General features: G+C 67.5%; 20 protein-coding genes. 7 read left to right on the top strand and 13 right to left on the bottom strand.

Going from position 1 to position 19721, the window contains the following annotated elements; all coding sequences use genetic code 11:
* Positions 1-57: 57 nt before the first annotated feature.
* Together prrA and SLQ33_RS25360 are read left to right on the top strand one after the other, a co-directional pair.
* Positions 58-768 carry a two-component system response regulator PrrA gene (gene prrA / locus SLQ33_RS25365; protein ID WP_319456660.1) on the top strand — a complete coding sequence of 237 codons (711 nt, stop codon included), beginning with the start codon at positions 58-60 and terminating at the stop codon, positions 766-768.
* Positions 769-771: 3 nt separating this feature from the next.
* Complete coding sequence (locus SLQ33_RS25360; protein WP_319456659.1) at positions 772-2115, top strand: HAMP domain-containing sensor histidine kinase; 1344 nt, start codon at positions 772-774, stop codon at positions 2113-2115.
* Between the two features lie 4 nt (positions 2116-2119).
* On the opposite strand, the gene SLQ33_RS25355 is transcribed toward SLQ33_RS25360, so the two are convergent.
* From SLQ33_RS25355 to SLQ33_RS25340, 4 genes are all read right to left on the bottom strand, one after another.
* Entirely contained in the window at positions 2120-2725 is a 606-nt protein-coding gene (locus tag SLQ33_RS25355; protein ID WP_319456658.1) for a hypothetical protein, read from the bottom strand.
* The gene (locus tag SLQ33_RS25350) at positions 2722-2877 is read right to left on the bottom strand and encodes a hypothetical protein (protein ID WP_319456657.1); all 156 of its coding nucleotides are present in this window, start codon (positions 2875-2877) and stop codon (positions 2722-2724) included. The genes SLQ33_RS25355 and SLQ33_RS25350 overlap by 4 nt, the downstream gene beginning before the upstream one ends.
* A gap of 11 nt (positions 2878-2888) precedes the next feature.
* Positions 2889-3929 carry an OmpA family protein gene (locus SLQ33_RS25345; RefSeq protein WP_319456656.1) on the bottom strand — a complete coding sequence of 347 codons (1041 nt, stop codon included), beginning with the start codon at positions 3927-3929 and terminating at the stop codon, positions 2889-2891.
* 151 nt (positions 3930-4080) lie between these two features.
* Complete coding sequence (locus tag SLQ33_RS25340) at positions 4081-4449, bottom strand: FKBP-type peptidyl-prolyl cis-trans isomerase (protein WP_413467683.1); 369 nt, start codon at positions 4447-4449, stop codon at positions 4081-4083.
* A 31-nt stretch (positions 4450-4480) separates the two neighbouring features.
* Between SLQ33_RS25340 and SLQ33_RS25335 the strand changes: the two genes are divergently transcribed.
* Both SLQ33_RS25335 and SLQ33_RS25330 read left to right on the top strand, forming a co-directional pair.
* Entirely contained in the window at positions 4481-4729 is a 249-nt protein-coding gene (locus SLQ33_RS25335; RefSeq protein WP_319456655.1) for a DUF2630 family protein, read from the top strand.
* A 3-nt stretch (positions 4730-4732) separates the two neighbouring features.
* Positions 4733-6292, top strand: a complete 1560-nt coding sequence (locus SLQ33_RS25330; protein WP_319456654.1) for an NAD(P)/FAD-dependent oxidoreductase — start codon at positions 4733-4735, stop codon at positions 6290-6292.
* On the opposite strand, the gene SLQ33_RS25325 is transcribed toward SLQ33_RS25330, so the two are convergent.
* The 7 genes from SLQ33_RS25325 to pdxH all read right to left on the bottom strand — a co-directional run bounded on the left by SLQ33_RS25325 (position 6289) and on the right by pdxH (position 12953).
* A complete protein-coding gene (locus tag SLQ33_RS25325) occupies positions 6289-6705 on the bottom strand; it encodes a MarR family winged helix-turn-helix transcriptional regulator (protein WP_319456653.1) in 417 nt (138 codons plus the stop codon). The two genes, SLQ33_RS25330 and SLQ33_RS25325, sit on opposite strands and share 4 nt — an antisense overlap.
* Positions 6698-8131 carry an MFS transporter gene (locus tag SLQ33_RS25320; protein ID WP_319456652.1) on the bottom strand — a complete coding sequence of 478 codons (1434 nt, stop codon included), beginning with the start codon at positions 8129-8131 and terminating at the stop codon, positions 6698-6700. The genes SLQ33_RS25325 and SLQ33_RS25320 overlap by 8 nt, the downstream gene beginning before the upstream one ends.
* Before the next feature lie 156 nt (positions 8132-8287).
* Complete coding sequence (locus SLQ33_RS25315; protein ID WP_319456832.1) at positions 8288-9592, bottom strand: citrate synthase; 1305 nt, start codon at positions 9590-9592, stop codon at positions 8288-8290.
* Between the two features lie 88 nt (positions 9593-9680).
* Complete coding sequence (locus tag SLQ33_RS25310; RefSeq protein WP_319456651.1) at positions 9681-10337, bottom strand: TetR family transcriptional regulator; 657 nt, start codon at positions 10335-10337, stop codon at positions 9681-9683.
* The gene (locus SLQ33_RS25305) at positions 10330-11007 is read right to left on the bottom strand and encodes a TetR family transcriptional regulator (RefSeq protein ID WP_319456650.1); all 678 of its coding nucleotides are present in this window, start codon (positions 11005-11007) and stop codon (positions 10330-10332) included. The genes SLQ33_RS25310 and SLQ33_RS25305 overlap by 8 nt, the downstream gene beginning before the upstream one ends.
* A 57-nt stretch (positions 11008-11064) precedes the next feature.
* Complete coding sequence (locus SLQ33_RS25300; RefSeq protein WP_319456649.1) at positions 11065-12324, bottom strand: MFS transporter; 1260 nt, start codon at positions 12322-12324, stop codon at positions 11065-11067.
* Entirely contained in the window at positions 12324-12953 is a 630-nt protein-coding gene (gene pdxH / locus SLQ33_RS25295; RefSeq protein ID WP_413467691.1) for a pyridoxamine 5'-phosphate oxidase, read from the bottom strand. The genes SLQ33_RS25300 and pdxH overlap by 1 nt, the downstream gene beginning before the upstream one ends.
* 125 nt (positions 12954-13078) lie before the next feature.
* On the opposite strand from pdxH, the gene SLQ33_RS25290 reads away from it, so the two are divergent.
* The 3 genes from SLQ33_RS25290 (at position 13079) to SLQ33_RS25280 (ending at position 15382) form a co-directional block, all read left to right on the top strand.
* Positions 13079-14197, top strand: a complete 1119-nt coding sequence (locus SLQ33_RS25290; RefSeq protein WP_319456831.1) for a citrate synthase 2 — start codon at positions 13079-13081, stop codon at positions 14195-14197.
* Positions 14194-14811 (top strand): maleylpyruvate isomerase N-terminal domain-containing protein, encoded by a 618-nt coding sequence (locus tag SLQ33_RS25285; RefSeq protein WP_319456647.1) that lies wholly within the window; start codon positions 14194-14196, stop codon positions 14809-14811. The genes SLQ33_RS25290 and SLQ33_RS25285 overlap by 4 nt, the downstream gene beginning before the upstream one ends.
* 115 nt (positions 14812-14926) lie before the next feature.
* Entirely contained in the window at positions 14927-15382 is a 456-nt protein-coding gene (locus tag SLQ33_RS25280) for a VOC family protein (RefSeq protein WP_319456646.1), read from the top strand.
* Here the strand turns inward: SLQ33_RS25280 and SLQ33_RS25275 are convergent.
* The gene (locus tag SLQ33_RS25275; protein ID WP_319456645.1) at positions 15377-18001 is read right to left on the bottom strand and encodes a family 1 glycosylhydrolase; all 2625 of its coding nucleotides are present in this window, start codon (positions 17999-18001) and stop codon (positions 15377-15379) included. The two genes, SLQ33_RS25280 and SLQ33_RS25275, sit on opposite strands and share 6 nt — an antisense overlap.
* A gap of 57 nt (positions 18002-18058) precedes the next feature.
* A complete protein-coding gene (locus SLQ33_RS25270) occupies positions 18059-19720 on the bottom strand; it encodes an FAD-dependent oxidoreductase (protein WP_319456644.1) in 1662 nt (553 codons plus the stop codon).
* Position 19721 lies beyond the last annotated feature (1 nt).

Below are 19721 nucleotides of genomic sequence, written 5' to 3'. Positions count from 1 at the left end.
GTCGCGTTTCGGGGCCGGTCACGCGCCTACCGCACCGCGGGGAGCTCATCGGGCAAGATGGCCATTATGGACAGCGGCGGTTCGTCTCCCCGGGTGCTCGTGGTGGATGACGACCCCGACGTACTCGCATCCCTCGAGCGGGGGCTGAGACTGTCGGGGTTCGAGGTCGCCACGGCCGTCGACGGCGCCGAGGCGCTGCGCAGCGCGACGGAGAACCGGCCCGACGCGATCGTGCTCGACATCAACATGCCGGTGCTCGACGGGGTCAGCGTGGTCACCGCGTTGCGCGCGATGGACAACGACGTGCCGGTGTGCGTGCTGTCGGCACGCAGTTCGGTCGACGACCGCGTGGCCGGCCTCGAAGCGGGCGCCGACGACTATCTGGTCAAGCCGTTCGTGCTGGCCGAGTTGGTGGCGCGGGTCAAGGCGCTGTTGCGGCGCCGCGGGGCGACGGCGACGTTCTCGTCGGAAACCATCGCGGTCGGTCCGCTCGAGGTGGACATCCCGGGTCGGCGGGCGCGGGTGAACGGCGTCGACGTCGACTTGACGAAGCGCGAGTTCGACCTGCTGGCCGTGCTCGCCGAGCACAAGACGGCCGTACTGTCGCGCGCGCAGTTGCTCGAGCTGGTGTGGGGCTATGACTTCGCCGCCGACACCAACGTCGTCGACGTCTTCATCGGTTATCTGCGCCGCAAGCTGGAGGCAGGCGGCGCGCCCCGGCTGCTGCACACGGTGCGCGGCGTGGGGTTCGTCCTCAGACAGCAGTAGGTAGTGAACCTACTAGCGCGAACGTTTCGACGGACTCCGTCGCTGCGGACGCGCGTGGCCTTCGCGAGCGCCGTCGCCGCCGCGATCCTGATCACCATCGTCGGCACCATCGTGTGGGTCGGCATCACCAACGACCGCAAGGAGCGGCTCGACCGTCGCCTCGACGAAGCCGCGGGGTTCGCCATCCCGTTCCTGCCCCGCGGACTCGAACAGATTCCGAAGTCGCCCAACGACCAGGACGCGATCATCACCGTGCGCACGGCCGGGCAGGTGTCCTCGAATTCGGACGTCGTCCTTCCCGAGCTGCCCGCGGGCTACGCCGACACCGACGTCAACGGCGTCCGCTACCGGGTACGCACCGTCGAGATCCGCGGGCCCGCGGAGCCGACGCTGGTCGCCGTCGGCGCCACCTACGACGCCACCATCGCCGACACCAACAACCTGCACCGCCGGGTGCTGCTGATCTGCGTGTTCGCCATCGGCGCTGCGGCCTTCCTCGGTTGGCTGCTGGCCGCCTTCGCAGTGCGCCCGCTGAAACGGCTCGCGCAGCAAACGCGGGCCATCGACGTCGGCGGTGAGGCACCCGACATCGAAGTCCGCGGGGCCACCGAGGCCGTCGAGATCGCCGACGCCGTCAATGGAATGGTCCAACGCATCTGGGACGAACAGGACCGCACCAAGGCCGCGCTGGTGACCTCCCGCGACTTCGCCGCGGTGACGTCGCACGAGCTGCGCACTCCCCTGACCGCCATGCGCACCAACCTCGAGGTGCTCGCCACCCTCGACATGCCCGAGGAGCAACGCAAGGAAGTGCTCGGCGACGTCATCAGGACGCAGACCCGCATCGAGGCCACGCTGTCGGCGATCGAACGCCTTGCGCAGGGCGAACTCTCGACGTTCGACGACCACGTGCCCGTCGACATCACCGAGCTGCTCGACCGGGCCGCCCACGACGCCATGCGCGTGTTCCCCGAACTCGACGTGTCGCTGGTGCCCGCCCCCACGGTGATCATCATCGGCCTGCCCGCGGGGCTTCGGCTGGCCGTCGACAACGCCATCGCCAACGCCGTCAAACACGGTGGCGCCAGCCGGGTTCAGCTGTCCGCGGTGAGCTCGCGGGCCGGGGTCGAAATCGCCATCGACGACGACGGCGTCGGCGTTCCGGAGGAGGAGCGCACCGTCGTCTTCGCTCGGTTCAGCCGGGGTTCTACGGCGTCGCATTCCGGCTCGGGGCTGGGTCTGGCACTGGTGGCTCAGCAGGCCGAACTGCATGGTGGGACAGCCTCATTAGAGGCCAGCCCGTTGGGCGGCGCCCGCCTGCTGCTGCGGCTACCCGGCCCGCAGTAAGGCGCTAACGCTGCCCGCGCTGGGACTTTCCGCTGTCCCAGCGTGCGAAGCCCGCGGCTGTTGCCGTCTCCTCGTCGCGGAACCACAGCTCGGCGATCGTCTGCTTGTACGACGGGCTTTCCGGTGAGTGGTAGAGCATCGAGTCCTCGTTGCCCTTGATGGTCCATCCAGTTGGCGCCGCCGCGCCCGGCGCGACCCGCGCCGAGCCCGCTCCGTACGGCTCGTCGGCTCCCGAGGATCCGCTCGAACCAACGAGTTTCGCCGCGGCCGCACCCCCGGCAACGCCCGCTGCCGCGGCGGCCAGCGTGCCCTTGCCCGAGACGTCCGGCAGGTCGACGTCGGGGCCGTCCACATCGGTCGGGTCCACCTTGGGCACCCTCGCCGTCGGCGCGTCGACGTCCGGAGCACCAGCCAACGGCACCGCAGCCGTCGGTGCGTCCACGTCCACCTTCGGCGCCTTCACCCCCGCCGAACCTGCCAGGCCCGCGGAACCGCCGCCGGACCCGTACACCGGCACCTCACGCTTGACCCGCCGAATCAGGAAGGCCAGCGTCAGAACCAATCCCAGCCCGAACGACACCGCCATGAGGCACCAGTTCACGTTGCTCACGACTCGCCCCCGATCTCACGCGAGCCGGGTAGGTCGGCGAACGCCTCGTCTTCGCTCGTGCGCTTCACCGTGACGACTGCGAGCAGCCACGCCACCAGAGACCCGACAAGAAACGCGAGTAGGTACCACACCCACTGGAGGAAGAAACCCATGTCAATTCTCCTTAGCTGACTGTGATCTCGACGCGGCGGTTCTGCGCCCGACCGTCAGGGGTGGCATTGCTGGCGACCGGGTTGGCCGAGCCTGCGCCGCTCGACGTGACGCCGCCTGCGGTCACTCCATCCGAAACGAGCTCCTCGGCAACCGATTTGGCGCGGCTCCCGCTAAGCGGAACGTTGATCGCATCGTTGCCGGTGTTGTCGGTATGCCCGACCACGGACAGCTTCACGTCGGGGCAGGCCTTCACCTTGTCGGCGATCTGGGCCACCAGTCGCTTGGACTCGGGCGCGAGCGAGAAGCCGTCGGTCGCGAAGTTGATCGGCGTCTTCAACAGGCTGGTGATGTCGGCCTGCAACGTCGCACACGGTCCGCCAGCGCCGGGAGCCGGTGCCGGGGCCGGAGTGGGCGGTGGAGCACTCGCCGGCGCCGTCGGAGTGGCGCCGGTGACCTCAATGTTGTTGACGACCTTGACGTTCGGCCAAGACTTCTTGGCGTACTCCTCGGCACTGGCCTTGATGGCCTCCGCCGGCGCGGTGCCCGTCAGGGTCACCGTGTCGCCCTCGAGCTTCAGGTCGAAGTCGGGCATCCCGACGATGGCACTGAACAGGCCACCGAGCGCGGCGGCGTCGGGAGCGGTCACACCCGACTGGACGGTGAGCTTGTCATCGATGAGGGCGCCGGGCATCACCTGCTTGAGCACGTCGACCAAGCCCGTCTTCGTGTCGGCGTCGGGCAATTCACCCGACAGCGCTAAGCCGTTGCCGTTGCGGGTGATTGACCACGGCGGGTAGCCGCCAACTGGGGCGGCGGTACCCGTGGCCGTCGGTGCCGCGGCGGTGACGCTCAACGTGGCCGAGGGGTCGACGCTCGGCAGCGCCAACTCGTCCGAGCGGTTGGCCCTGTCCAGTCCGCCCCATCCGATCAGCGCCAGCAACGCGGGAATGGCGAGGAACGCCACTAGCCAGCCCGCGCCCGGCTTGCGTCGGTAGAGCCTGGACTCGGTGCGCCAGTCGGTGACGGTGCGATCTTCCTCCGAACCCGACATTTGTCCTCCTGTCATGTACAGACGAAACCGCGCCGCGCTTGCACGGCCTTTCGAGCCTAGAGCCGACCGGGTACCACCGGAAGGTGTTCGTCCGAATCAGCAAACACGGCGAACCCCTATGCGGCGGGCGGACGGTTTGCTGCGCCAGGCGCTATCGGACGCCGAGCAGGTCGATGACGAATATCAGCGTCTTGCCGGACAACCGGTGCCCCGACCCCTCGGCGCCGTACGCCTGCGCGGGCGGGATGACGAGCTTGCGCCGCCCACCGACCCGCATGCCCGGAATGCCGTCCTGCCAGCCCTGGATCAGGCCACGCAGCGGGAATTCGATGGATTCGCCACGGTTCCAGGAACTGTCGAATTCCTCGCCGGTGTCGTACTCGACGCCGACGTAGTGAACGGTGACGGTTCCACCGGGGACTGCTTCGGCGCCGTCGCCGACGACCACGTCGGAAATGACGAGCTCACCGGGAGCGGGGCCGTCGGGAAAGTCGATCTCGGGTTTCTTGTCTCCTGCCACGACCATCACGGTAGTCGGGCACACTGGGCTGGTGGACAAGGACCGCAACATTCTCGAGCAGGTAAACGAACTCGTCGCCGAGGAGAAGAAGCTCCGCTCGCAGCTTCAACATCACGAGATCGACGAGACCGAGGAGCACAAGCGGCTGCGCGCCCTGGAGGTTCAACTCGACCAGTGCTGGGATCTGCTGCGGCAGCGGCGCGCGCTGCGCGAGACGGGTCAGGACCCCGATCAGGCCACTGCGCGACCAGGCGATCAGGTCGAGGGCTACCTGAATTGAATCGTGACTGACGGGCAACCCGACGTAGTCATCGTCGGCGGCGGTCACAACGCGCTGGTCGCGGCGGCCTACCTCGCTAGAGCAGGGCGTCGAGTTCAGGTGCTCGAACGTCTCGAAAGCGTTGGTGGAGCGGCAGTTTCGGCGCATGCCTTCGCCGGGGTCGACGCTCGGCTGTCGCGGTACTCGTATCTTGTCAGCCTGCTGCCGCAGCGCATCGTCGACGATCTCGGCGCGCGGGTGCGCCTGGCCCGACGAAGCGTGTCGTCGTACACGCCCGATCCGGCGACGGGCGGTCGCACCGGACTGTTGGTGGGTCCGGGCGGATCGTTCGACACCATCGGCGCGGGCACCGATGCGCCCGGATTCGACGAGTTCTACCGGCGTTTCCGCCTGGTGACGCAACGACTATGGCCGACGCTCCTGCAACCCCTGCAAACCGCCGCCGACGCGCGCCGGCACGTCATGGCGGGGGGCGACCCCGATGCCGTGGCTGCATGGGACGCCCTTGTCGGCCAACCCATCGGCACCGCCATCTGCGCCGCCGTCGATGACGACCTGGTTCGTGGCGTGATGGCGACCGATGCGCTGATAGGAACGTTCGCGCGCACCGACGACCCGTCGCTCGCCCAGAACGTGTGCTTCCTCTATCACCTCATCGGTGGTGGCACGGGCGACTGGGACGTTCCGATCGGCGGCATGGGCGCCGTCACCGGCGCGCTCGCGGCGGCCGCGGCAGGCCACGGCGCCGAACTCGTCACGGGCGCAGACGTTTACGCGATCACCCCGGACGGTGAGGTGCGCTACCGCAGCGGCGGCCGCGATCGCGTGGCCCACGCACGCTGGGTGATGTCGGGCGTCACCCCGTCGGTGCTGGCGAACCTGCTCGGCGAACCCGCACCGCCGACGGCGCCGGGCGCCCAGGTGAAGGTCAACCTCATGCTGAAACGGCTGCCCCGACTTCGCGACCAGTCCGTCACGCCCGAAGCGGCCTTCGGCGGCACGTTCCACATCAACGAGACGCTCTCCCAACTCGACGGCGGCTTCGACGCAGCGGACAGCGGCCGCGTCCCCGATCCACTACCGTGCGAGATCTACTGCCACTCGCTGACCGATCCGACCATCCTGTCCGACGAGCTGCGTCGGTCGGGTGCGCAGACGCTGACGGTGTTCGGCCTGCACACTCCTCACGCGCTGGTCGCCGCGGCAGACCACGACGCCATCCGGACGCGGCTCACCGACGCGGTGCTGGCCTCGTTGAATTCGGTACTCGCCGAACCCATTCAGGACGTCGTGATGACGGACGCCGACGGCAGACCGTGCATCGAGACCAAGACGACCGCGGATCTCGAAGACGCGCTCGGGATGACGGCGGGCAACATCTTCCACGGCGCGCTGCGCTGGCCGTTCGCCGACGATGACGAGCCACTGGATACTCCGGCGCACCGGTGGGGCGTGGCCACCGCCCACGACCGGATCCTGTTGTGCGGCTCGGGTTCCCGCCGCGGCGGCGCCGTCTCGGGCATAGGTGGGCACAACGCCGCAATGGCTGTACTCGAGAGCTAGTCGGCGCTCAACTTCGCCAGGATGGCTTGGAGCGCCAGAAGTTCCGCTTCGCTCAGCGTCGCGAACGGATCGGGCGCCGGATCGTCGACTTCGTCGATGCTCGCGCAGACGCGGCGGCCCTCATCGGTCAGCGAGACGAGCTTGGACCGGCGGTTGGTCGGATCCGTCTCGCGCACGACGAGTCCGCGTTCCTCGAGATCGTTGATGGCGACGGTGGTGGCGGGCGCATCCATGGTGGCGGCCTCGGCGATCTCCTTGGCGGTCATCGGTCGCCTGGCGAGTCTGATCAACACTCGGACTCGACTGAACGGCAGGCCCGTCTGGTCGATGATGGACCGCTTCCACACGTCACGGTTGTCGAACACCACCGCGGCCATGGAGCGCCAGACTTCGTCGGCCAGCTCGTCAGACATCTGCGGCCACCTTCGGCCTCACCGGGCTCTCGATCAGCGGCGCCAACCGTTCGGCGGAACGAAGGGCCCTTGGCGTCGTCGCGTAGAAACCTAGGCAGAAGACCACGATGCCCAGCCCGACGCACACGAACCACAGCGGCCGGGCCGCGGCGGCGAAGTCTGACCCGAGGTGCGTCAGCGCCGTGCCCGTCAGCGAACCGCACAGCGCCACACCGATGCTCACGCCGACCTGCCTGCTGGTCGACGTCACCGCTGACGCGGCGCCCGCCCGATCCAGTGGCATCCCGCTCACCGCGGTGTTGGTCAAGGGCGCGTTCACCATCGAGAAGCCGATTCCGAAGACGGTGAAAAGAATCACCAGCCCCCACACCGGCGTGGTCGCCGTCAGGAACGTCAACAGCACCGATGCGCAGGTAATCAGCACCCCCGCCGCAAGCAGTGACGGGCGCGCCCCGTAGCGACCGACCAATCGGCCCGACAGCGGCGAGAACACCAGGGCGCCAACGGCGATCGGCAGGTAGATCAGCCCGGTCTGCATCGCCGAGAAGTGTCGCTCGGCCTGCAGGTACAGCGACATGATGAAGAGGAAGGCGCCCCAGGCGGCGAACGCGGAGACCGCCGTCAGCGTGGCCGACGAAAAGGGGATGCTCCGGAAGAAGCGCAAGTCGATGAACGGGTCGGTTCGTCGGGACTCGAAGGCCAGGAAGCCGACGAACGCAACCGCGGCGACGGCGGCAATGCCGAGCACGAGCGGGTTTGTCCACCCCTTGCTGGGGCCCTCGATCAGCGCGAAGACCAGCCCGAACAGGAACAGCACGGCCAACGCCTGTCCGATCGGGTCGATGTTGCGCATCGTCGCCGACTTGCTCTCCGGCACGAAGATCATCGTCAGCGCGATCGCCGCGGCACAGATCGGCAGGTTGATCCAGAACACGGCCTGCCAGCTGACGTACTCGATGAGCAATCCGCCGACCGTCGGACCCAGTGCCATCGAGATCCCGATCACGGCACCCCAGATCCCCAGCGCTCGGGCGCGCTCCACGCGGCCGGTAAATACCTGCGAGATGATCGACATGGCAACGGGATTCATCATCGAACCGCCGATCCCCTGGACGAGCCGCGCTCCGATCAGCATGTCGATGGTGGGTGCCACGCTGCAGAGCAGCGAGCCGACCGCGAAGAGCGCCAACCCGATCTGGAACACCCGGCGTCGGCCGAAGCGGTCGCCGGTGGCCCCCGCCAGGATCAACAGCGAGGCGAGCGCGAGCGTGTAGATGTCGACGACCCATTGCAGCTGCGACGGGGTGGCGTGCAGGTCAGTGCGGATGGCGGGGATCGCGACGTTGACGATCGTCATGTCCATCGACAGGATCAACAGGCTCATGCAGCAGGTCAGCAGAATGATGATCTTCCGCCGCTCGCTCATGCCAGTTGTATTCACACAACTATTGTGAACCTACAACTATTACCAATGCAAACGATCTTCGGGTGACGTGCGTCTCAGGATCGACGAGCGTGCGCATACTGCCGCCGTGCCTCGGCGTGTCGCGTGCAAACACGCACGCTCGCGGGCAAGAAGAAGCTAGCGGCCGTCGATGATGGCGTAGTCCCGCTCGGTGTACCCCGTGTAGATCTGACGCGGACGGCCGATCTTGCCGCCGGGCTCGTCGTGCATCTCGCGCCAGTGCGCGATCCACCCCGGCAAGCGGCCGAGGGCGAACAGCACGGTGAACATCCGGGTCGGGAAGCCCATGGCGCGGTAGATCACCCCGGTGTAGAAGTCGACGTTCGGGTACAGCTTGCGTTCGATGAAGAAGTCGTCGGTGAGCGCCACCTCTTCGAGCGCCTTCGCGATGTCGAGCAAGTCGTCCTGAACGCCGAGCTTGCCGAGGATCTTGTCGGCCTGCTCCTTGACGATGCGCGCCCGAGGGTCGTAGTTCTTGTAGACGCGGTGACCGAAGCCCATCAGCTTCACGCCGTCCTCGCGGTTCTTCACCTTGCGGACGAACTCGTGGACGTCGCCGCCGGACTTACGGATCTCCTCCAGCATCTCCAATACCGCCTGGTTGGCGCCACCGTGCAGCGGGCCCCACAGCGCGTTGATGCCGCCGGAGATCGACGTGAACAGGTTGGCTTGCGACGAGCCGACCAGCCGCACCGTCGACGTCGAGCAGTTCTGCTCGTGGTCGGCGTGCAGGATCAGCAGCATGTCGAGCGCCCGGACGATCTCGGGGTCGACCTCGTAGGGCTCGGCGGGCAACCCGAACGTCATCCGCAGGAAGTTCTCGACGAGGGTCAACGTGTTGTCCGGGTAGAGGAACGGCTGGCCGACCGACTTCTTGTAGGCATACGCGGCGATGGTGGGCAGCTTGGCCAGCAGCCGGATGGTCGACAGTTCGACCTGCTCCTTGTCGAGCGGGTCGAGTGAGTCCTGGTAATACGCCGACAGTGCGTTGGCGGCGCTGGACAGCACCGGCATCGGGTGCGCGTTGCGGGGGAAGCCGTCGAAGAAGCGCTTGAGGTCCTCGTGAAGCAGCGTGTGGCGCTGGATCTGGGTGGTGAACTTCTCCAGCTGCTCGGCGGTCGGGAGTTCGCCGTAGATCAGCAGGTAGCTGACCTCGATGAACGTCGACTTCTCCGCCAGTTGTTCGATCGGATAGCCCCGGTACCGCAGAATGCCCGCGTCACCGTCGATGTAGGTGATGGCGCTCTTGGTGGACGCGGTGTTGACGAAGCCGCCGTCGAACGTGGTGTACCCGGTCTTGGCGAGCAACGGCCCAAGTGCGATGCCGTCGGAGCCCTCCGTCGCGCGGACGATATCCAGGTCGAGCTCTCCGCCTGGATAGCGGAGCGTCGCGACCTCGTCGGAACTCGAGTTGTCGGGCACGGAAACCCCTTCTGCGGTTGTCGTCCGGGACACGCTGTCCGTCACTAGTGGAAGGTAGTCGCTCTCAACCCGGCGCGCTTGCGGGGGGCTACTCCTTGACGACGGATTCCGTCGGCGGCCCATTCCACGGCGTCCAGGACCTGCGGAACAACTCGAACGTCGCGCACAACCGATCACAGACCACCTTGGGCTCGACCGGCTCGTTACCGGGTAGGCCAAGGCCGTCGAAGGACGCCGCGAACAACATCGTCCACGTGTCGCCGATCACACGGATCGCAGGGTGTTCGAAGGGCACCCCCATGCGCCTGGCCATAACCTCCAGCGCGGCGTTGTTCGAGACCCCGTCCTTCTGTGCCAGCGCGGACGCCCTCATCGACGCCGAACCGTTGACGATCTGAATCAGCGCCGCCATGCGCCGGAAGCCCGGGGTCACGTAGTTGAGCTCCGGGCCGAACACGGCCAGGTGGGCCCGCAGCAGCGCCTCGTATTCGGTGATGTCGACGGGCTGCTCGCTCAACGCGGCGGCGATGGACGCGTCCATGTCGTCGGCGATCGCAACGATCACCGCTCCCTTGGTCGGGAAGTAGCGGCTGAAGGTCCGCGTCGACACGTCGGCGGCAGCGGCGATCTGCTCGACGGTGGTGTTGTCGAACCCGCGGCGAAGGCAGAGTTCGGCAGCGGCCTCGATCAGGGCCTCGCGGGTACGGACCTTCTTGCGCTCACGAATCCCCGAGAACTCAGCCATTCACCGCCTCGAAGGTGCGCTCTTCCACCGGAACTTCCAGGTCAATGACCAAATCCGTCAGCTGAGCGAATGCCTCGTTTAGTCGGTCGATCATGACGCCGGCCCCGAGCCGCACGCCGTCCGTGTCTGCGACGAGGTCACCGCAGGCCGCGACGATCACCGCGGAGAAGACCGCGGCGACCAACCGCACGCGGCGGTCGTCGACCGGCACCCCTAAGCGCTTGGCCATGAAGACGTGAGACGGTTCGTGCTCGAAGTCGAAAGCGGCCTGCCGCAGTGCATCCGACGCATTGATGACGCGCAACATGAGCGCGATCCGGTCGTCGGACAGCCGGCCGACCGGACGGTTCGCCACTCGTGTGAGGGTCGCGACGTGCGCCATCCGCAGCCCTTCCAGCGGACCGACGTTGGCCGGAACGTTTCCCAACTCGACGGCGACCTGCTCGACGTAATCCTCGATGAGCGTGAGGAACACCGCGTCCTTGGTGGCGAAGTACCGACTGAACGTGCGCGATGAGACGTCCGCGGCCTCCGCGATCTGTTCGACGGTGGTCTGTTCGTAGCCTTGTCTAACGCAGAGGTTCATGGCCGCGTCGATGAGCATCGCGCGAGTGCGCTGCTTCTTGCGCTCGCGCAGGCCTGCTGGCGCCTCCCCCAACACATGGGCCACTCGAGCATGTTAACCCTCCGGACTGTGAGTTAGTTAAGTCGGTGAAATGGGAAGGACTTACACGCGATAACGCACGAACGCAGGGACGGCCACCGCGGCCACCATCACGCCGATGACGACCAATCCGCCCCCACCAGCCGCTGCCACGGTGGTGCCCACTGCGGCCGCTGCGGCGCCGTGCAACAGGTCGGCCAACCGCGGTCCGCCCGCCACGACCACCGTGAACACGCCCTGCAACCGGCCGCGCAATTCATCAGAAGCGGCCTGCTGCAGGATGGTATTGCGAAACGCCGATGAGACCATGTCCGCGGCGCCGCCAATGGCCAAGAACGCCAACGCAATCCAGAGCAGAGCACCGGTATGGCCGTGCGCGAACCCGCCAGCCACCCCGAACCCGATCATCGCCACGCCCCACACCACGATCGAGGTCACGACCGCCAAACCCTGACGCTGGATGCGGGGAAACCAGCCCGAGAACACTCCGCCCGCGACGGCGCCTGCCGACATCGCCGCGGCCAGCAGCGCGATCGTGGTGCCCCCCTCGACCGGGCCGCCAAAGCTTTCGTGCGCCATTTGCGGGAACAGGGCGCGAGGCATGCCAAGGATCATCGCGATGAGGTCCACGACGAACGACATCAGCACCACCCGGTTTCCGGCCAGGTACCGGAACCCGTCCAGCACCGCGGCAAACCCGTACCCCGACGAACCCTGGGCGCCATTGGTGGGTGGCATCCGCGCGATCCGGAACATCATCCAGATCGGCAAGATGCAGGTGATCGCGTCGATCAGGTAGAGCGTGGACAGGTCGACCCAGTGCAGCATCACGCCGGCCAACAGCGGCCCCACGATGGCACCGAACTGGAACACCGTGATGTTCAGCGAGTTGGCGGCCGCCAACTGATCGCCGGGCACCATGCGTGGAATGGCCGCCGCCCGGGTCGGGCTCTCGATCGCATAGAACGCCTGCTGCACCGATAGCAGGCACAGCACCACCCAGACATTGTTCAGCGCCAGCGCGGCCTGAAGCCACAGCAGCACCGACGACAGCGCGAGCCCGATCGACGCGATGATCAACAGCAGTCGCCGGTCCATCGCGTCGGCCCAGGCACCGCCGAGGAGCCCGAACACGACCAGCGGAACGAGCGCGAACAGTCCGGAAAGCCCGACGTACACGGAGTTCTGGGTGAGGGCGTACAGCTGGACCGGCACCGCGAAGATGGTCAGGTTGCCGCCGATGACCGTGACGACCTCTGCCAGCCACAGCCGCCGGAAATCCGGTGTTCGCAGCGGTGTGGTGTCGGCGAATAACTTCCGCACTACGGCTGGAGCCGCTCGACGCGGCCCTCTGTGACACGAATCCTATTGTGTACCCGGTTTTCCCGACCCTGCCAGAACTCGACGACCTCCGGTGCGATGAGATAGCCGCCCCAGTTCGGCGGCACCGGGACCGCGTCGAGGTCGGCGAATCGTTGCGTCACGTCGGACAACTGTTCCAGCAGTGCCGCACGTGTGCCAATCGGTTTTGACTGGTGTGACGCCCACGCCCCCAGTTGCGAACCGCGTGGCCGCTTGGACCAGTAGTCGAGCGTGGCGGCGGCCGACACCTTCGTCACCGGTCCGCGCACGTGTACCTGGCGGCCAAGCGCGTACCACGGGAAGGTTGCCGAGGCGTACGCATTGCGGGCTAGCTGCTCGCCCTTGTCGGAGTCGTAATTGGTGAAGAACGTGATGCCGGTTTCGTCCACGCCCTTGGACAACACCGTTCGGGTGACGGGCCTTCCCCGCTCATCGGTCGTCCCGACCACCATGGCGTTCGGCTCCGCACAGCCGGCCCGCTCGGCGTCGGCCATCCAGTTGCGCAGCAAGGCAACCCAGCCGTCGGCGAGCCAGTCGGCGTCGAGGTCGGGGCTGCCGTCCTTCTCGACCGAGCCGTACTCCACCCGCATGTGCGCGAGGTGCTCGCCATCCTGGGAACTCACGGTCGCGACGCTACGCCCGCGTGTTCGCCGATGCATTACGGACCGGCAGTGATCTGTACCGAAGCGAGTGCAAGAATCGGCGCATGACCCGCATGTCCCAGGTACCCGACGACTTCGTCACGGGCCTCGAAGGCGTCGTCGCCTTCACCACTGAGATCGCCGAACCCGACAAGGACGGTGGCGCGTTGCGCTACCGCGGCGTGGACATCGAGGACCTGGTCGACCGCCGCGTCACGTTCGGTGACGTGTGGGCGCTGCTCGTCGACGGACGGTTCGGCCACGGGTTGCCACCGGCCGAACCGTTCCCCCTGCCGATCCACACCGGCGACGTCCGCGTCGACGTGCAGGCCGGGTTGGCCATGCTCGCGCCGATCTGGGGCTACGCCCCCTTGCTGGACATCGACGACGAGACCGCCCGCGAGCAGCTGGCCAGGGCGTCGGTGATGGCCCTGTCCTACGTCGCACAATCCGCCCGCGGCATCTACCAGCCCGCGGTGCCGCAACGCACCATCGACCAATGTGTCACCGTCACAGAACGTTTCATGACCCGATGGCAGGGCGACCCCGACCCCAAGCACGTCGAGGCCATCGACGCGTACTGGGTGACCGCCGCCGAACACGGCATGAACGCCTCCACGTTCACGGCGCGGGTAATCGCCTCGACGGGGGCCGACGTGGCGGCGTCGTTGTCCGGCGCCGTCGGCGCGATGAGCGGCCCGCTGCACGGCGGCGCGCCTGCGCGCGTGCTCCCGATGATCGAGGAGGTCGAGACCAGTGGCGACGCCCGGGCCGTGGTGAAGGGCATCCTCGACCGCAAGGACAAGCTCATGGGCTTCGGGCACCGCGTCTACCGCGCCGAGGATCCGCGGGCCAAGGTGCTGCGGGCCACCGCCAAACGGCTCAATGCGCCCCGCTACGACGCCGCCGCCGCCCTGGAACAGGCCGCACTGGCCGAGCTTCGCGAGCGACGCCCGGATCGCGCCATCGAGACCAACGTCGAGTTCTGGGCCGCGGTGATCCTCGACTTCGCCAAGGTGCCCGCCAAGATGATGCCCGCGATGTTCACCTGTGGGCGCACGGCGGGCTGGTGCGCGCACATCCTCGAGCAGAAGCGGCTCGGCAAGCTGGTGCGCCCGTCGGCCATCTACGTCGGCCCGGATCCACGAACGCCTGAGGAAGTCGAAGGCTGGGATCAGCTCAGCACGTCATGACCGATTCGACCGTCGCCACCTTCGCCTCGGCCGCCAGGGCGTTCGCACACCTGGTGCGCCAACTCCCCGGATCGGGTTGGGACGGTCCTGGACTGGGCGACTGGGACCTGCGGGCGCTCGTCGGCCACACGTCGCGATCGCTGATCACGGTGAGCACCTACCTACAGACGACCGCCGAGCGCGAGGACGTCACTAGCCCCGCCGACTACTACGTGAAGATTCGCGACTACGCGTCCACCCTGGGTGCCGCCGACATCATCGAGCGCGGCAGGCAGGCCGGTCGCGAGCTCGGCGCCGATCCCGCAGCCACCATCGACGGACTGGTCGAGCGGGCGCTGTCCGATCTGGACGGTGTGGGCGATCCGCTGATCGCCGTCATCGGCGGCCTCGGCATCCGGCTGAACCACTACCTTCCGACCCGCACCTTCGAGCTGGCGGTGCACGGACTCGACATCGCACGCGCCTGCAGCATTGCGCCGGTATTGCCGGACGACGTGCTGGCGGAGGCCACGGCGTTGGCCACCCGCATCGGGGTCGCGCTCGGTCAGGGCGAGTCGATGCTGCTGGCACTCACCGGGCGAGGACGTCTGCCCGCTGAATTCTCGGTTGTCTAGCGCCACTTGTCGGTGGCGTGGGGTTGGCTTGGGGTTGGCACCGCGATGAGTTGCGTGTGCGGTGCCGGTCAGTAACGACGTACGCATGAATCGCACCAAGAATTAGGAGCTCGCCATGCCAGAACAACTGCAATCCGCCGTCATTCCCCACCTCGTCGTCGACGATGCCGCCGCCGCCATCGACTTCTACGTCAAGGCCTTCGATGCCGTCGAGCAGGGCCGGGTGCCCGGCCCAGGAGGCAAGCTCGTCCACGCGTCGCTCGCGATCAACGGCTCGTCGATCATGCTCAACGACGACTTCCCCGAGATGAGTGGCGGCAAGTCGATGACGCCGACGTCGCTTGGCGGCACCCCGGTCACCATCCACCTTCAGGTCACCGAGGACGTCGACGCCAAGTTCCAGCAGGCGCTCGACGCCGGGGCGACGGTCGTCGCACCGCTCGAGGATCAGTTCTGGGGTGACCGCTACGGCGCCGTGCGCGACCCGTTCGGGCACCACTGGTCGCTGGGCCAGCAGGTCCGCGAGGTCAGCATGGAGGAGATCGCCGAGGCGATGAAGCAGGGCTCATAGGTTCGGGATGTACATACCGAGCAAGGCCAGCGGTAGCGAGTTTGACGTCGTGATCCCGCTGATCGCGGCGATGCTGGCCGGCTTCGGTGTGCGCTCCAGTTCCGGCGTCGTCGGGTCGGAGCCGTACAGCCCGAACTCGAGGTCATAGCCGTTGGCCCATTCGAGGTTGTCGACGAACGACCAGTAGGTGTAGCCGCGGATGTCGACGCCGTGCGCGACCATGTCCTGTACGACGGCGATGTGGTTGACGAGGTACGACGGCCGCTTCGAGTCATTCGCATCCGCGATGCCATTCTCGGTGACCCACAACGGCTTTCCGTATGAGGCCGCGACCTCGAGGACCTCGCGGAAGCCACCGGGGTCAGTCGGCTGGTTGAAGTCACTGCACGTCGGCTCGGAGGCCGCGCATCGGCCCGGCAGGCCCTTCAGCCATGGGAATCCCGGGACCGGTGCGAAGCCGAAGCCCTGCATCGGTTGCGACCCGTAGTACTGGACGCCGATGAAGTCGGCCTTGTTCATGAACTCGGGATGGATCTCGTCGGCGGTCTGGATGCCGTCGAGGTTGGCATCGACCCACCCGTCGATGACGGCGTTCGGGAACCAGTGGTTGTAGAAGTCGTTCCACGCGTCGGCCGCCTGTACGTCGAGCGGATTCACCGGGTTGGCCGGCCGGGCCGGGATCATGTTGTTCGCGAACCCGACGAACGCCTTGGGCTGGCCCGGCGTCGCGATGTGCTGGTCCCACTCATGGATGGCGTCGTACGCGGCGACGTACCCCTTGGCCTCGTTCACCAGGAACGTCGACGCAAGATCGGGCCGGATGAGCCCCGGCGGCCAGGCCGGCACCACACCGGGTATCGAGAGGAACTCGGTCAGGACCGGCGGCACGGGCTCGTTGAGCACCGTCCAGTTGTCGACCTGGTCGCCGTACTTCCACGCGACGTACGCGGCGTACTTCTCGAACTCGACCGGGGTGTCGGGCGACAGCCACCCCGCGTCCGGCGCGGGCAAGCCGAGCTGGGCCAGCAGCCGGGTGGTGGTCGGGTCGTGCACCCAGGCCGGCAACGTGAAGTGGTTGACGGTGATCAGCGGTTCCAGATCATGTGCGCGCAGCGAGGCGAACACGTCGCGGTAGTGCTGGACCTCGGCCGAGTTGGCCAGCGCGTCCAGCGCCTCCAGATCGGCCTGACTGACGCCACCGCCTTCATCTGAGATATCAATGGATGCAGTGGAATTCGGGAAGATACGGCTCCACTCGATGCTCATCCGGAACGTGTTCATGCCGAGGTCGGTCTCGGCGAGCACCGCGTCGGTGTCGTAGGAGACGTACGTGCCTGGCCCGTCCTCCGGCACTCCGTGGGTCAGTCCCAGCAGCTGATTGATCGGATCGTGCACCCACTTGTACCAGTCGGAGTTCGGATCCACCGGTGAGCCTGGGCCGCCCTCGGCCTGGAATCCCGCATGTGCCACACCCCAGTGGAAGCTGGCCGGGAACGACAGGTCGACGCCGGCCACTGGGTCGACGTTGACCGTGATCGTTTGCGCCACTGCGTCACCGGCGCCGGGATTGATGAAGTTGCCGAGGATCGGCACGAACTTCAACAGACCCAGCGGGCCGTGCACGTGGAGCCCGGCGGCCTCGTCGCTGACCACGACCGTGAACTGATCGACTCCGCCGACCGCTGCCATCGCGTTCATGGGGCGGTAGGTGAAGTTGCCGGCGTCGTCGATCTCGAGCGTGCCGCCGTTGTGTGGCGTGCCGACGACGGTGTAGGTCAGGGGGTCGCCATCGGGGTCGACTGCACCGATGTTTCCGGTGACGAGTCCGTTTGATTGCGGGTTGATCACCGGGGTGATGGTCGGCGACTCGTTGAACAACTCCCGACGCACCCACGCCAGCAGCGTCCACGCCGTCGGAGGCGCGGCCGGGCCCGCGGGCAGCCCTGCGGCGAACGGGTTCAGTACGGCGCTGACGACGCTGGTCACCAGGCCCGTCAGGTAACTCACGGCGGTGCCGGGGTCGAAGGCCGTTGGCCACGGCCGCAGCGACGGAACTGCCACGGACGTCGCCGCGGCCTGGACCTCGACGCTGGCGGCCATCGCGCGCGGCGAGGCGGTGAGGGCCGACTGCTCGGTCGACTCCGATTCGGCCGTGGGCTTCGACTCGAGGTGCTTCGACTCGTCGACCTTCACCTCGGTGGCGGACACCTTGGTCGTGGGCGTCGTCGACGCGGCGGACTCCTCTGTCGTGGCGGCCGACTTCTTGGACTCGGTGACCGGCTTGGCCGGCTCGGCGGGGTCCGCGGGGTCCGCGGGGTCTGAGGGCTCTGGGTCCACGGGGTCGGGGTCGGCCGCTTCGTCGGCTCCCGCCTCGGGCTCGGGTTTCGTCGTATCGGGTTGCTGGGAGTCCGGTTTCGTCGCATCCGGCTTCTCGGCGTCGGGCTTCTCGGCGCCGGGTTTCTCGTCGTGAGCCGACGCCGGCGAGGAGTCCGTCGACGACGAATCAGACGACGACGGAGTGTCCGCCCACGCGACCCCGCTACCGGTGAACAACGCCGCGCCCACCCCCAGCGCAACCGCCAACCCCCCGACACGACCCACGTACGCGCCTGCGCTCATGGGAATTGCTTACGCCCGCAGCGGGAGTGGCGCGGGGTTTTGCCGAAGTCGGACGGCCTAGCGGCGCAACCCAGCCAGCAATCGTCGACTCAGCGACGGCACCGGAGCGGCCGCGGCGGCCGCGAGCATGTCGGGGATAGCGGTGAACTTGTCGCGTGGCCGGTCTGCACCGCCGCGGGCACGCTCGGCCTCGTCGATCGCCGTCCAGCCGGCCGAGTCAACGACGTCGGGTTGCCGCTGCCGAACCAGTCGATCCAGCGTCGCGGGTTTGACGCTCGGATCGGCCAGCCGGCCTGCGTTGTAGTCGGCGACCAACTCGCAGACGGTCTCCGCCGCGCACGACTTGTTGGTGCCGATGAACCCCGTCGGCCCGCGCTTGATCCAGCCGGCGACATACGCCCCCGGCGCCCCGCCGACCCGCCCGCGCTCGTTGGGCACCACGGCTGCGTCGTCGTCGAACGGCAGGTCGGCGATGGCCTTGCCGCGGTATCCGATCGACGTCAACACCAACCCCGCTTCGACGTGGCGCACCTCGTCGGCTCCGGTGACCACGAACGCGATGCCCTCGGCGCGGCCCGCGCCAAGCAGCCTGTGCGGCGTCAGTTGGTATGCCAATCGGATGCGGGGCCGGGTCATCGGAGCCGATGCGTCGCCGAGCTTCGAGAGCACCTCGAGCTTGTTGCGCGTCAACGGGTCGGACTCCGTCGCGAGCTCGCGCAGCACCAGTTCATGGTCCGCTGCGTCGAGCACCACCTCGTGCGTCGCCGTCAGCCCGATCAACTCGGGCAGCGTGAACGCGGAGGCGGCCGGTCCGCGCCGCGCGACGATCACGACCTCCTGGACCCGCGAGCCACGCAGCGCCGCCAGCGCGTGATCGGCGATGTCGGTGCGAGCCAGCGCGTCCGGATCACTAGTCAAGATGCGGGCCACGTCCAAGGCGACGTTGCCGTTGCCCACGATCACGACCCGCTCGTGGCTCAGGTCGACGGGCAGCTCGGCGAAGTCGGGGTGACCGTTGATCCACGCGACCAGCTCGGTCGCCGTCCCGCTGCCGGGCATTCCCATGCCCTCGATGTCGAGCCGACGGTCGTTGGGCGCCCCGACTGCGTAGAGCACCGCGTGATGGTGGGCCAGCAGTTCGGCGTGGCTGACGTGCTTGCCGACCTCGACGTTGAGGTAGAACCCGAAGCCGCGCTTGCTGGCGATCTTGTCGAACAACCACGTGACCCGTTTGGTGGTCTGATGGTCCGGCGCGACGCCCGCCCGCACCAACCCGTACGGCGTCGGCAGCTTCTCGAAGACGTTCACGACCACACCGTGCTGCGTGAGCAGTTCGTCCGCCGCATACATCGCCGCAGGCCCGGAACCGACGATCGCCACCGTCAGTGGGCCGCCGGAGCGCGCCCGGATCTCCGGGGCCTCGAGCACCGGCGCCAGCTTGGACGTCGGCGGCAGCTTGCCCTCACGCTTCGGATAGAACGAAGCGTTGAGCTCGACGAAGGGCAGCTGCTCGAGCTCCAGCTTCGACTCGGGTGCGATGGCCCCGACCGGGCACGCCGAGACGCACGCCCCACAGTCGACGCACGCCACCGGATCGATGTACAGCATCTCCGCCGTGGCGAAGCCGGGCTCGTCCGGTGACGGGTGGATGCAGTTCACCGGGCAGGCGTAGACACAGGACCCGTCGCTGCAACACGACTGGGTGATGACGTGGGGCATG

The sequence above is a fragment of the Mycobacterium sp. RTGN6 genome, assembly GCF_033804605.1.
Classification (GTDB): Bacteria; Actinomycetota; Actinomycetes; order Mycobacteriales; family Mycobacteriaceae; genus Mycobacterium.
The sequence above is the reverse complement of the archived record's forward strand: the minus strand, read 5'-3'. Positions and strand labels throughout refer to the sequence as shown.

Coding starts and splice junctions, on each gene's coding strand:
- SLQ33_RS25310 (WP_319456651.1), bottom strand. CDS start 10,337: ATGGCTGAGTTCTCGGGGATTCGTGAGCGCAAGAAGGTCCGTACCCGC.
- SLQ33_RS25285 (WP_319456647.1), top strand. CDS start 14,194: ATGACCGATTCGACCGTCGCCACCTTCGCCTCGGCCGCCAGGGCGTTC.
- pdxH (WP_413467691.1), bottom strand. CDS start 12,953: ATGCGGGTGGAGTACGGCTCGGTCGAGAAGGACGGCAGCCCCGACCTC.
- SLQ33_RS25290 (WP_319456831.1), top strand. CDS start 13,079: ATGTCCCAGGTACCCGACGACTTCGTCACGGGCCTCGAAGGCGTCGTC.
- SLQ33_RS25270 (WP_319456644.1), bottom strand. CDS start 19,720: ATGCCCCACGTCATCACCCAGTCGTGTTGCAGCGACGGGTCCTGTGTC.
- SLQ33_RS25350 (WP_319456657.1), bottom strand. CDS start 2,877: ATGGGTTTCTTCCTCCAGTGGGTGTGGTACCTACTCGCGTTTCTTGTC.
- SLQ33_RS25280 (WP_319456646.1), top strand. CDS start 14,927: ATGCCAGAACAACTGCAATCCGCCGTCATTCCCCACCTCGTCGTCGAC.
- SLQ33_RS25325 (WP_319456653.1), bottom strand. CDS start 6,705: ATGTCTGACGAGCTGGCCGACGAAGTCTGGCGCTCCATGGCCGCGGTG.
- SLQ33_RS25345 (WP_319456656.1), bottom strand. CDS start 3,929: ATGTCGGGTTCGGAGGAAGATCGCACCGTCACCGACTGGCGCACCGAG.
- prrA (WP_319456660.1), top strand. CDS start 58: ATGGCCATTATGGACAGCGGCGGTTCGTCTCCCCGGGTGCTCGTGGTG.
- SLQ33_RS25320 (WP_319456652.1), bottom strand. CDS start 8,131: ATGAGCGAGCGGCGGAAGATCATCATTCTGCTGACCTGCTGCATGAGC.
- SLQ33_RS25275 (WP_319456645.1), bottom strand. CDS start 18,001: ATGAGCGCAGGCGCGTACGTGGGTCGTGTCGGGGGGTTGGCGGTTGCG.